Origin of the sequence: Rickettsia africae ESF-5 (assembly GCF_000023005.1) — a bacterium.
GTDB classification, from domain to species: domain Bacteria; phylum Pseudomonadota; class Alphaproteobacteria; order Rickettsiales; family Rickettsiaceae; genus Rickettsia; species Rickettsia rickettsii.
Genome location: NC_012633.1, coordinates 176,630 through 190,129, shown reverse-complemented (window position 1 = coordinate 190,129; position 13,500 = coordinate 176,630). Strand labels below are relative to the sequence as shown.

The following is a 13,500-nucleotide window of genomic DNA, read 5'->3' as shown; positions in this document are numbered from 1 at the left end:
AATGTTAACGTTTTTTATATCTTACTTACTGACGAATTAGTTAAATTTAAGTAATAATATGCCAGTACATGACATCACTTCTTATTTAATTAAACAGAAGTATACAATGATTAAAGCATCATGTGAGTTAAACCAAGATATGGGTCAGATTTATAGTCTCACTCCTCATCCAATACGATATAATTGCCTTAACTATTTAAAGTTATTATCTCTACCTATATCGCTAGCATTTTATATAACAAAGCTTTGTGTTACGGCTAATCCGTCATGGACATGGATCGGGGTTAATATTTTGCATAAGAAGATGGGTCAAGCAACAGCAAAAAAAATACTACACGGCTTACCTGACGAAGTAGAACCAGATCAAAATATACCTAAAATTGTTGAGTATGTATTTAGACAATATGAAGAAAATCCTACATTAACCCCTATTATTGAACCTACATTTATACAAAAATTTTTAGCAAAGGCCAGTAAATATATTCCTGCTTTGTCTAGAATAGTAAAGTTTTGGAGTGAAGGAGGAATTAACTATTCTGATGAAATACAAACAAAACGAGCATTAATTGACGTTATTTATAAACACATTATTGCTAAAGCTTATGAAGTAGGGAAAAAAGGAGGAAAACTTGAAATAACGGATGTGAAAGCACTTTTCCCAGAGATAAATTTTGAAGAAAAAGTCAATACTGCATCAGCAAATCTTGAAACAGAGAAGGTAGAAGTAAGCAATGAAGAGTCTTTAATTTCTGAATTGCCTGTTAGACATCTTTCTAAACCAACTTATAGAGAGGAATTTAAAAGAGATACGGAACACAGCACCACAGCGTATATAGACATACGTGAGGATGCGAGTACCGGATCGACGTCTAAATTACCTCTAGAAGTGAAGTTTGGAAAGATGTCTATTGATCAAAAACACGAAGAAGCTACGATTACTACTAATGCAAATAATAGTATTAACCCATTAGTAAACTTACTCATGTTAAAAACTTTACATGATGCAATTCGTCACGAAGTACTGAAAACTTATGTTGAACATTGTTTAGCAGAAATTCAGATATCTAAAAATCAAGAAACACTTGAAAGCTTCCAATATGACGGTTCTCTAGCAAAATTACAATTATACAGTAATTATGATAACAATAATACGTGTATCTTTGAACAACCAGTATCTTATTTAGGTCAAATCTACGAGCATTTAACAACACCGATTGCTTGTTATTAAAGCGTCATTTCTGCAAGTGGGCAATAAGAAAAAACCTATAAAAAACTTGGTTTTTTATAGTTTTTTTTTGTCAATAATACGTCGTAGTAAGGTTATTTTTCTGGATTTCCGCTTCTGCTAGGAAGGCATTGTTGCGTGGATACCACCTCGTCATTGCAAGGACATTACAAAGTAATTGACGAAGCCAGCTCAGGGGAGTTTGTTATTATTTCATGAGATTGCCACGCCAGCATAAATGTTGGCTCGCAATGACGGGTTTTTTATAAACTATCCGGTACATACGAAGATCAACTTGGAAAAGAGCAAAGGGTCTGTAAATCGAGGAGCGGAGCGTATATTAAACGTTCAGCATCCTACGACTTACAAAGACGACACAACCAATTTTTCAAGTTCTATCTTAGTATATTTATACATTCTCTTCATCAAGCTTTGCGGCTGCTTTACGCATTTTATCCATAAAGTAACCGGTTCCAGCAGGTACTAATCGTCCAACTATCACGTTTTCTTTTAGTCCTCGCAACTTATCTACTTTACCAGCAATAGCTGCTTCAGTTAAAACTCTAGTAGTCTCTTGGAATGATGCCGCGGAGATAAACGATCTAGTTTGCAGAGAAGCTTTAGTAATACCTTGTAATATTAATTGTGCTTCAGCAGGTTTTAAACCATTTTTCATAGCTTTTTCATTTATCTCATCAAATTCATGTCTATCTATTTTTTCACCTACTAATAACGTAGTTCCGCCTGAATCCGTAACCTCTACTTTTTGTAACATCTGACGGATAATAACTTCTATGTGCTTATCATCAATCTTTACACCTTGTAGACGATAAACGGCTTGAACCTCATTAACAATATAATTTGCAAGAACCTCTACGCCCATTACTTTTAAAATATCTTGAAGTACCGGATTACCGTCAATCAATAAATCACCTTTTTTAACAAAGTCACCTTCGTTAACTACAACATGTTTGCCTTTTGGTACCATATACTCAATAGACATTGTTTCATCAATCGGATGTATAATAATACGTCTTTTAGATTTATAGTCTTTACCGAATTCTACTCTACCGTCAATTTCGGCAATAACTGCATGATCTTTAGGGCGTCTTGCTTCTACAAGCTCGGCAACTCTTGGTAAACCACCTGTAATATCTTTAGTAGTGGTTGATTCTTTCGGTATACGTGCAATGATATCACCTACCGATATTTGTACTCCGTCTTCTACGCTTAAAACTGCTCCAACCGGCAAGTAATATCTAGCTTCTAAACCGTTTGATAAGGTGATAACTTCACCTTTAGTATCTAAAAGCTGTATACGCGGACGTAATTCTGCACCGCGTGAATATTGCTTTGATTCAATAATAACTTTACTCGGTATTCCGGTAGCTTCATCAGTTACGTCACGAATAGAAATACCCTCAACCATATCTTTGAATAAAACTTTACCTGACTTCTCCGTGATAATCGGTATAGTATAAGGATCCCATTCTGCTAGTTTTTGAGTTTTAATCACCATATCACCGTCATCAACAAGTAATCTAGCACCGTATGGAATTTTATGACGAGCCTTTTCATTACCGTTATTATCAAGCAATAATAATTCACAATTTCGGCTCATAACAATTTTTCGTTCTTCAGAATTAGTCACAACGTTACGACTTATAATTTTCACTTTTGCGTCATAGGAAGCGTCTACGGAAGAAACCTCAGCACCTTTTGTTGCCGCTCCTCCAATATGGAAAGTTCTCATTGTAAGCTGCGTACCCGGTTCACCGATAGATTGAGCAGCAATAACCCCGATTGCTTCACCCTCCGATACTAATGTACCGGTAGCAAGATCCCTACCGTAACATATGCTACATATACCGGTAGTACTTTCACAGGTTAATACGGATTTTATCATAATTCTGTCGAATCCTGCCGACTCAATCTGCTCTAACTTTGCTTCATTAATAAGCTCGCCTTTATTGAGAATTAGATCATTAGTTACCGGATGAAATATATCAATAGCAGCAGTACGACCTAAAATCTTTTCCGCTAAAGGTACTATAACTTCTCCACCTTCAATAACACTCTTAACTTCAATTCCTTTATCAGTTCCACAATCTTTTTCAGTAATAATACAATCTTGTGCAACATCTACTAATTTTCTTGTTAAGTAACCTGAGCTTGCCGTTTTTAAAGCCGTATCTATTTGCCCTTTACGCATTCCATTAGCAGAATTAAAACACTCAAATTCAGTTAATCCTTCCTTAAAGTTAGAGATAATAGGAGTTTGTATAATTTGACCGTTTGATTTGGTCATTAAACCTCGCATACCGCCTAGCTGCTTAATTTGCTGGAAAGAACCTCTTGCTCCGGAAATAGCCATCATATATATAGCATTTATTTTCTGATGATTTGGAGCATCATTAACCGGCGGCATAGCAATCTCTTTCATCATGTCATTTGCTACTCTATCGGTACATCTTGACCAAGCATCGACTACTTTATTATATTTCTCTCCGTAAGTAATTAAACCGTTTGAATATTGTTGTTCAAATTCTTTTATTTCAAGCTGAGTTTCGTTGATATGAGTACTCTTAGATTCCGGTACTACCATATCGTCCATTCCAAAAGAAATACCTGAAGAACAAGCATATTTAAAACCTAGTTTCATTAGCTGATCGGCAAAAATTACCGTAGCTTTTTGACCGCAGTGACGATAAACTAAATCTATAACTAATGATATGTCTTTTTTAGTTAGTTGTTTATTAATACACTTGAATTCTATATTAGGGTTAGAAGGCAATAACTCACCGACCATTAACCTACCGTAAGTAGTATCAATGATAACAGGGACCATTTTACCTTCGGCATTTAACTGATTTCTGCGATATTTTATCTTTGTATGAATAGTTATAAATTTATTATATAAAGCATGTTCCATCTCAGCTAAATCTGAGAACATCATCCCTGCACCTACTTCATTATCAAATGCAAGGGTTAGATAATATAAACCAAGCACTATATCTTTATCCGGTACAATGATAGGACGACCGTTTGCGGGGCTTAAGATATTATTTGTAGACATCATAAATACCCTAGCTTCAAGCTGTGCTTCAATCGATAACGGGATATGTACTGCCATCTGATCACCATCAAAATCCGCATTGAACGCAGCACACACAAGCGGATGAAGCTGGATCGCTTTACCTTCAATTAATAGCGGTTCAAATGCTTGAATACCAAGCCTATGTAACGTCGGAGCCCTATTCAGTAAAACTGGATGCTCTCTAATTACCTCTTCAAGCACATCCCACACTTCGGATTTTTCAGCTTCCACCATTCTTTTAGCGGCTTTAATAGTTGTAGCGATGCCGTACAACTCAAGCTTAGAATAAATAAACGGCTTAAATAACTCCAGAGCCATTTTTTTAGGTAAACCGCACTGGTGAAGTTTAAGCTCAGGTCCTACCACGATAACCGAACGTCCTGAGTAATCAACCCTCTTACCTAGCAAGTTCTGACGGAAACGCCCCTGCTTACCTTTAAGCATATCACTTAATGACTTAAATGGACGCTTATTAGCATTTTTCGCTGCTCTACCGCGACGACCGTTATCAAATAACGCATCCACCGCTTCTTGTAACATTCTTTTTTCGTTTCTGACTATTATATCAGGAGCTTTTGACTCTATTAATTTCTTTAAACGATTATTTCTATTAATTACTCTTCTATAAAGTTCATTTAAGTCTGAAGTAGCAAATCTTCCGCCGTCAAGCATAACAAGCGGTCTAATTTCAGGAGGAATAACCGGTAAAACATCCATAATCATCCATTCCGGCTTGTTTTCCGACTCTAAAAAATTCTCTACTAATTTTAAACGCTTTACTAATTTTTTCTTTTTGACTTCTGAAGAAGTGGTTTGTAATTCCTCGTATAACTCTTGCTTTAACTTTGAAAAATCAAGCTCTTTAAGCATTTGTTGTATTACTTCTGCACCTATAGAGGCAGTAAATGCATCTTCACCGTACTTATCTTTTGCTTTCTGTAATTCTTCCTCTGTTAAGAGTTCGCCTTTTTGTAAAATCGATAGCCCTGGGTCAACTACTACATAATTTTCAAAATAAAGAATCTTTTCTACATCTCGCATTGTCATATCAAGAAGTGTACTAATTCTTGAAGGTAGCGACTTTAAAAACCAAATATGAGCAACGGGAGCTGCAAGTTCAATATGTCCCATTCTTTCACGTCTTACTCTAGAAACCGTAACTTCAACGCCGCATTTCTCACACGTAATGCCACGGTTTTTCATCCGCTTATATTTACCGCAGAGACATTCATAATCTTTTACCGGACCAAAAATTCTTGCACAAAATAAACCATCTTTCTCAGGCTTAAAAGTTCTATAGTTAATTGTTTCAGGTTTTGTTACTTCACCGAAAGACCACGAACGTACCTGATCGGGACTTGCTATATTAATCCTTATCTGATCAAATTGTTGAGTATTACTTAATTGTCCGTAAAAATTTACTACGCTCATAAATACTTTTCCTTAAAAATTACTCGTATATACTCAGTGAATTTCAAAAATTGGCGTTGTCGTTCTACAAGTTCTGCGGTGCTCACGTATTAAGTATACGCTCCGCTCCTTGCCTTGTGGACTCCTTGCTCTTTTTGAAATTGACCTTCGTCTACCCAGAGTTCTTATTGCACCCTATATGTCATTCCCGCAAAAGCGGGAATCTAGTAAAACAGATAAAAAACTTGTTTTTTATCTGTTTAAATGACCTGTCTTTCTTAACTTGAAGTTACTTCAAGCTTTACGTTAAGACATAAAGATCTAAATTCTTTTATCATAACATTAAATGATTCAGGAATGCCTGATTCAAAATTATTTTCACCACGTACTATAGAATCATAAGTTTTAATCCTACCGTTTACGTCATCCGACTTAACCGTTAACATTTCCTGTAACGTATAAGCTGCACCGTAAGCTTGTAATGCCCAGCATTCCATTTCTCCGAAACGCTGTCCGCCGAAATGAGACTTACCTCCAAGCGGTTGCTGCGTTACTAAGCTATAAGGTCCTATAGAACGGGAATGAATTTTATTATCGACTAAATGATGCAATTTCAACAAATATTTCTGTCCGACGGTTACTAGACGGTCAAAATATTCACCGGTTCTACCGTCAATTAATTTCACTTGTCCTGAAGGGTCTTGACCGGCAAGCTTTAACATATCTTTAACGTCCTGAACTTTTGCTCCGTCAAATACAGGAGTTGCAAAATGTACGCCTTTACTTACTTTCTTACAAAAAGAGATAATCTCTTCTTCCGGTCTTTCAAGTATAGAATTAATATTTTCTCCATACAGTTCAATTAAGAATTTCTTAATCTGCTCAATACCTATATGTTTATTTTTATATTCCTTTACTAAGGTAGATATTTTTTTTGCTAAATTTATTGATGCCCACCCAAGATGCGTTTCTAAAATCTGTCCTATATTCATACGGGACGGAAGACCTAGAGGGTTAAGAACGATATCTACCACAGTTCCATCTTCTAAAAACGGCATATCTTCTTCAGGTACGATACGTGAAATAACACCTTTATTTCCGTGTCTTCCTGCCATTTTATCCCCAGGTTGTAATTTATGCTTAGTGGCAATAAATACTTTTACTACTTTTAAAGCTCCCTGAGGTAAATCATCACCACTTTGCAATTTCTCTACCTTAGTAGCAAATCTTTTATCAAGAGCCTCTTTTTTCTCATCATAATGAGTCTTTATCTGCTCTATTTCATTCATTACATTTGCATCTTCCACGATAATCTGCCAAAATTGCCCTTTAGATAAGCCTTTTAGCATTTCAGTAGTAATAGTTTGTCCTACTTTTACTTGCTTAGGACCGTTAATAATCACCTGCCCTACTAAAAGCTTTTCAAGCCAACTAAACACAAAATGCTCAATAATTTCTAATTCATCGTCTCTGTCTTTTGCGAATTTTTCAATTTGTTGTTTTTCAATAGCAATAGCTCGCTGGTCTTTTTCTACACCTCTACGAGAAAATACCCTTACTTCTACTACAGTTCCGCTCACTCCGGAAGGTACATGCAGCGATGAATCTTTTACGTCAAAAGCTTTTTCCCCGAAAATAGCACGTAGTAGCTTCTCTTCAGGAGTAATAGGCGATTCACTTTTTGGTGTTACTTTTCCAACTAAAATATCACCGGCTTTTACTTCTGCACCTATATAAATTATTCCGACCTCATCAAGATGACGCAACGCTTCTTCACTTACATTCGGTATATCACGGGTAATTTCTTCAGGACCAAGACGTGTATCTCTAGCTATTACTTCAAACTCTTCAATATGAATAGATGTAAATACATCCTCTTTTACTATACGTTCGGATATTAAAATGGAATCTTCAAAATTATAACCGTTCCAAGGTAAGAAAGCCACAAGCACGTTTCGACCTAAAGCAATTTCACCGTTATCCGTACTAGGACCGTCAGCTATAATATCGTTTTTCTTAACGTAATGACCGACCTTAACTAAAGGCTTTTGATTTATACAAGTATTATGATTGGATTTTTGGAATTTTAGTAAGTTATAAATATCAACCGAAGGAGAACCGTCAACTTTTTGTTCTAGAGTTCTAATCACGATTCTATTTGAATCTACCTGCTCAACAATACCGTCATGTAATGCAAGCACTGACGCTCCGGAATCTTTAGCTACTATCCCTTCAACTCCGGTACCTACAAAAGGTGCATCCGTTTTAATTAAAGGAACGGCTTGTCTTTGCATGTTTGAACCCATCAAAGCACGGTTAGCATCATCGTTTTCTAAGAAAGGTATAAGAGAAGCTGCAACCGATACTACCTGCATAGGAGTCACATCAATGAAGTCTACCTCATACGGTTCTACCATTACAAAATTACCGCCTTCAACACGGCAATTAATAAACTCTCCTTGCAGCTTTCCGTCTTTATTAATTTTAGAATTTGCTTGTCCGATTTTGTATTTACCTTCTTCAATAGCAGAAAGATATACCACTTCATCGGTTACACATCCATCTTTAACTCTTCTATACGGACTCTCTATAAAACCATGTTTATTTATTCTAGCATAAGTAGCCATAGAGTTAATTAACCCGATATTCTGACCTTCAGGTGTTTCAATAGGACAAATACGACCGTAATGAGTCGGATGTACGTCACGCACCTCAAAACCTGCTCGATCTCGACTAAGACCTCCGGGACCGAGTGCCGACAGCCTTCTTTTATGAGTTATTTCCGATAATGGATTTGTCTGATCCATAAATTGGGATAATTGGGAGGTACTAAAAAATTCTTTTACTACTGAAACTAAAATTTTAGAATTTACTAAATCATGAGGCATTACGGTATCAACATCACCTGCCGACATCCTTTCAATTACAGATTTTTCCATTCGGACTAAACCTATTCTAAATTGATTTTCTATCAATTCACCTACCGATCTAACCCTTCTATTACCTAAATGATCAATATCGTCTATGATACCTTTACCGTCTTTAAGCTCTACTAAAACTCTTACGATATTTTTAATATCATCAATTGTTAAAACCGTAACTTCTTCAGAAATATTCAGCTCTAACCTAGAATTCATTTTTATTCGCCCGACTTCTGACAGATCATATCTTTCCGTATCAAAGAATAAATTATAAAACAGGCTTTCAGCCGCTTCGATATTAGCAGGTTCGCCTGGTCTTAGAACTCTGAAAATATCACATAATGCTGCCTCACGATCCTGATTTTTATCAGCAAATAAGGTGTTCCTTATATATGGACCGGATTGAGGATTGATTACTAATACGTTAACATTTTTAATTTTAAGATCATTAATAACATTTAGCATATCAGCAGTAATCATTTCACCGATTTTTGCTAATACTTCATCGTTTGCAGGATCTCTTAAATCTTCGGATAGATATTTGCCGATTAAAGTTTCATGAGCTACTAAAATATTATTAAGCCCTTCCCCAAAATATTTTTTAGCCAAACGCGGAGTAATTTTTTGTCCTGCTTTCAGTAGAATATTTCCGGTATCTGCATCTACTAAATCACTTGTTAAACGATGAGCAGTAATATGCTGAGGTATAAATTTAACCGCCCAACCTTTATTTTTAACAAGCTTATAAGTTACTGAATTATAATAAAATTTTATAATTTCTTCAGTACTCATACCTATAGCTCTAAGCAAAGTAGTAGTATAAAGCTTTCTTTTTCTATCAATCCTGAAATAAATCACATCCTTAGCGTCGAATTCTAAATCAAGCCAAGACCCTCTATATGGAATAACACGAGCAGAATATAAAAGCTTGCCGGAAGAGTGGACTTTTCCTTCATCATGATAAAAGAATACACCAGGTGAGCGATGCATTTGTGATACAACTACTCTTTCCGTACCATTGATAATAAAAGTACCGTTTTTAGTCATTAATGGGATATCACCCATATATACTTCTTGCTCTTTAATCCCTTTAATTTCTCTAGTACCGGTATCCTCATCTATATCCCAAATACTTAATCTTAAAGTAACTTTAAGAGGAGCAGCATAACTTAAACTTCTTTGACTGCACTCTTCTACATCATATTTTGGAGTATCAAATTCATATTTTACAAATTCTAAATTAGCAATATTGGAGGAATCTGAAATAGGAAAAATCGAGTTTAATATAGATTGTAAACCTTTGTTTTTTCTTTCAGAATCTTTAATATTTAACTGTAGAAAGTTTTTCTCATATGAATTTTTTTGAATTTCAATCAAATTCGGTATATCTGCTACTAAATTTATGTGACCGAAATTTTTTCTTATTCTTCTATTATGTGACAAGGGTTGTGCTTCTATATTATCCCTTAATGAAACCATATAATCTCCTGACTGATAAAATTACTGCCCGTATTACAGTGATTAGGTCCTATGCACTTTTAATAGAATAATCATAATTATGGCTCTTTTTAGCTGTAAATCATAAGATTTTTTTGAAATAGTAATAAACTCTCCTATCAAAAATCTTATTAATGTTCGCTTAAAAATATCTCCTAATTAATAATCATTAATCAAAAGTGTTCAGAACCTAGGTTCTGTATATAAAATTTAAATTATTTATATTTTAAACAATAAAGTTTTTATTGGAATAGATACCTATTTCAATAAAATACTTATAATTTGCAGTAAAATACAATATACTGTTTTAAAATTTTTCACATAAAACTTAAATTAAAGAAACCTAGTAAGTTTCTTATTTAGATCTTGTGTAGGCTCTACGAACATTTCCAAAAAGATTTGATTTTGGTTATTTGTTTGTTGCAACAAATTATAATATTTTTTTAAAATAGGTAGCTATTCCTTCAAAAATCTCATTAATTTTCACTAAAAATCAATTATAAATGTTCACAGAACCTAGAAAATTTCAATAATTTAAACTTCTAGACGTATGGTACATTAACAAAATTATTTTAATCAATAAGATTTTTAATGTAATAGCTTGATCCTATTGCAAAAAAATAACTTACATTAGCTTTAAATTAACTTCTTAAAATCCAAAAAGCTTTATTTAGTAATTAAATTTGAATGAGGCTTTTTGGATTTTACGAAGTTAATTTAAAGCTATAAAATATTTCATCTGTAATGCAAAAACATTAGGTCCTGTAAAAAAATTAATCTATACTTAGTTGTTTTTGATTGAAAATTATAAGATTTTTCTTGGAATAAAAACAACTGTTTCAACAAGAATCTTATTAATTTTTACTTAAAACTATCTAAAATACGAATAATTCAACTTTTCTTTACAGAACCTAGTGCAGAAATAATTATTTTAATTCAACTTTTGCTCCAGCAGCTTCTAACTTACCTTTGATTTCGTCTGCGTCTGCTTTTTTCACATTGCTTTTAATCGGCTTTGGAGCTTCATCAACTAATTTCTTAGCTTCAATTAAACCAAGACCTGTGATATCTTTCACAACTTTAATTACTTCAACTTTCTTATCACCGGCAGCTGTTAAAACTACTTCAAACTCAGTTTTTTCAGCTACTGCTTCAGCTGCAGGAGCTGCAGCACCGGCAGCTGCTACAGCTACAGGAGCTGCTGCAGATACACCCCATTTTTCTTCTAGTATTTTCACAAGCTCAGCTGCTTGCATTAACGTTAATGATGATAATTGTTCTTCAATTTTAGCTAAATCTGCCATAATTTTTTCCTTTTTACTTTTTACTTTTTTTATATTGAAAGATTACTACATCAGGCATTTTAAAGTTAATTAAATTCTTGTGCTTCAAATTATAAGACTTTTTTAAAATAAGAATAATATCCTATAAAAAACCTTATTAATTTTCACTATAATAGCTCTTTAATTATCAATTAAAATACCTGATGCAGTAACCTTTAAGTTAATTTTTACTAGCATGTGCTTGTATTACTCTCGCCATACTCGAAGATGGGGCTTGTAACACACCTACAACCTTAGTAGCCGGTGCTTGTAATAACCCAACAATTTTACCCCTAAGCTCATTAAGTGTAGGTAGCTTAGAAAGTTCTTTTATTGAATGTTCATCTAATACGTGATTATCTACTATTCCACCAATAATCTTAAGATTATCATTAGCCTTAGCAAAATTAACTACTAATTTTGCCATCTCAACCGGTTCTTTAGAATAAACGATAGCAGTAGGACCCGCAAATAAATTAACAATACTATTAAGCCCTGTTTGATTTGCAGCTATTTTTGCTAAAGTATTTTTAACTACTTTAAAACCTGCTTCTTTAGATTTAAGTGATTCTCTAAGCGAACTCACTTGACTAACGGTTAACCCGTGATAATGAGTAATAATTATAGAGGGCGATTCTTTATAAATATTTACAATATCCTCTACTGCTACCGGTTTTTCTGATCTTAACACCTTTTAATTCTCCTTTTATAATACAGTTTAATATATTTAAACTGATACAAATGCTTAAAATAACAAAATTTTTTTATTATTACTATACTACCGTTAAACGGCTATAAAAATTATGCTATACTAGTTAAATCTATTTGTACCGATGCTCCCATAGTAGAAGATAAATACATTGCTTTTAAATAACTTCCTTTTAATCCGGCAGGTTTTGCTTTAATTACTGCCTCAATAAACGCATTTAAATTTTTTAATAAATCTTGGTCTGAAAAAGATAATTTTCCAAGCCCTGCATGAATTATACCTGCTTTCTCTGCTCTATATTCTACCTGACCGCTTTTAGCATTTTTAATAGCATTTTTAATATCTAAAGTTACGGTACCAAGTTTAGGGTTAGGCATTAAACCTTTTGGTCCTAAAATTCTTGCAACTGAACCTATAGCTACCATCATATCGGGAGTAGCTATACATACATCAAAATTAATTTTCCCTGCTTTAATTTCATCAATAATATTTGTTGAACCTACTAAATCTGCTCCGGCACTTTTAGCTTCTTCTTCTCTTTCTTCTTTACAAATAACGGCAACTCTTACGGTTTTGCCTGTACCGGCAGGTAAATTAACTACACCACGTACCATTTGATCGGAATGCCTAGAATCAATTCCAAGCTTCATAACTATTTCTAAGGTTGGATCAAATTTAACATATGATGCTGATTTTAATCGTTCAACTGCATTTGTTAAATTATATAAAGTATCTGATTTTACTTTTTCTCTAGCTTCTCTTATTTTTTTACCGCCGCTAATTTTTACAGCAACATCTTTCTTATTTGACATAATAATTAATTCCCTACTACTTCAAGTCCCATAGATGCAGCACTGCCACAAATAATTTTTGTTGCTGCTTCAATATTTTTTGTATTTAAATCAGGCATTTTTAACTTTGCAATTTCACGACAATCATCCATAGTAACTTTACCTACTACGGCTTCTTTTTTAGTAGCACTAGAACCTTTAGTAATTTTAGCATATTTCTTTAAAAAGTAAGAAGCAGGAGGAGTTTTTATTTTAAAAGAAAAACTACTATCTTCATAAACGGTAATTACGGTTGGCAGAGGTATTCCTTTTTCCATACCTTGCGTAGCATCATTAAAATCTTTACAAAATGCTGCAATATTAACTTTTCTTTGTCCCAGGGCCGGTCCTATAGGAGGTGCAGGAGTGGCTCCAGCAGCTGGAATTATCAAGTTAATATAACCTTTTATTGCTTTCTGAGACATTTATAAATATCCTTATTTTTCTCTTAAATTAATATTACTTTGTAACAATTGCATGGATCTTGTT

At 34.0% G+C, this 13,500-nt stretch carries 7 protein-coding genes; 1 reads left to right on the top strand and 6 read right to left on the bottom strand.

What is annotated here, in order from left to right:
* Nucleotides 1-58: 58 nt before the first annotated feature.
* A complete protein-coding gene (locus RAF_RS00950) occupies nt 59-1,228 on the top strand; it encodes a palindromic element RPE1 domain-containing protein (protein ID WP_012719414.1) in 1,170 nt (389 codons plus the stop codon).
* A 406-nt stretch (nt 1,229-1,634) separates the two neighbouring features.
* Here the strand turns inward: RAF_RS00950 and rpoC are convergent, their stop codons facing one another.
* The 6 genes from rpoC to rplK all read right to left on the bottom strand — a co-directional run bounded on the left by rpoC (nt 1,635) and on the right by rplK (nt 13,436).
* The gene (rpoC, locus tag RAF_RS00945) at nt 1,635-5,753 is read right to left on the bottom strand and encodes a DNA-directed RNA polymerase subunit beta' (protein WP_012719413.1); all 4,119 of its coding nucleotides are present in this window, start codon (nt 5,751-5,753) and stop codon (nt 1,635-1,637) included.
* A 257-nt stretch (nt 5,754-6,010) separates the two neighbouring features.
* A complete protein-coding gene (gene rpoB / locus RAF_RS00940; RefSeq protein WP_012719412.1) occupies nt 6,011-10,132 on the bottom strand; it encodes a DNA-directed RNA polymerase subunit beta in 4,122 nt (1,373 codons plus the stop codon).
* A 944-nt stretch (nt 10,133-11,076) separates the two neighbouring features.
* Nucleotides 11,077-11,454, bottom strand: a complete 378-nt coding sequence (rplL, locus tag RAF_RS00935) for a 50S ribosomal protein L7/L12 (RefSeq protein WP_012719411.1) — start codon at nt 11,452-11,454, stop codon at nt 11,077-11,079.
* A 199-nt stretch (nt 11,455-11,653) separates the two neighbouring features.
* Nucleotides 11,654-12,163, bottom strand: a complete 510-nt coding sequence (rplJ, locus tag RAF_RS00930) for a 50S ribosomal protein L10 (RefSeq protein ID WP_004996634.1) — start codon at nt 12,161-12,163, stop codon at nt 11,654-11,656.
* A gap of 110 nt (nt 12,164-12,273) precedes the next feature.
* The gene (gene rplA, locus RAF_RS00925) at nt 12,274-12,993 is read right to left on the bottom strand and encodes a 50S ribosomal protein L1 (protein ID WP_004996637.1); all 720 of its coding nucleotides are present in this window, start codon (nt 12,991-12,993) and stop codon (nt 12,274-12,276) included.
* A gap of 5 nt (nt 12,994-12,998) precedes the next feature.
* Nucleotides 12,999-13,436 carry a 50S ribosomal protein L11 gene (rplK, locus tag RAF_RS00920; RefSeq protein WP_004996639.1) on the bottom strand — a complete coding sequence of 146 codons (438 nt, stop codon included), beginning with the start codon at nt 13,434-13,436 and terminating at the stop codon, nt 12,999-13,001.
* Between the last annotated feature and the right edge of the window lie 64 nt (nt 13,437-13,500).

Coding starts and splice junctions, on each gene's coding strand:
- rpoB (WP_012719412.1), bottom strand. CDS start 10,132: ATGGTTTCATTAAGGGATAATATAGAAGCACAACCCTTGTCACATAAT.
- rplK (WP_004996639.1), bottom strand. CDS start 13,436: ATGTCTCAGAAAGCAATAAAAGGTTATATTAACTTGATAATTCCAGCT.
- rpoC (WP_012719413.1), bottom strand. CDS start 5,753: ATGAGCGTAGTAAATTTTTACGGACAATTAAGTAATACTCAACAATTT.
- rplL (WP_012719411.1), bottom strand. CDS start 11,454: ATGGCAGATTTAGCTAAAATTGAAGAACAATTATCATCATTAACGTTA.
- RAF_RS00950 (WP_012719414.1), top strand. CDS start 59: ATGCCAGTACATGACATCACTTCTTATTTAATTAAACAGAAGTATACA.
- rplA (WP_004996637.1), bottom strand. CDS start 12,993: ATGTCAAATAAGAAAGATGTTGCTGTAAAAATTAGCGGCGGTAAAAAA.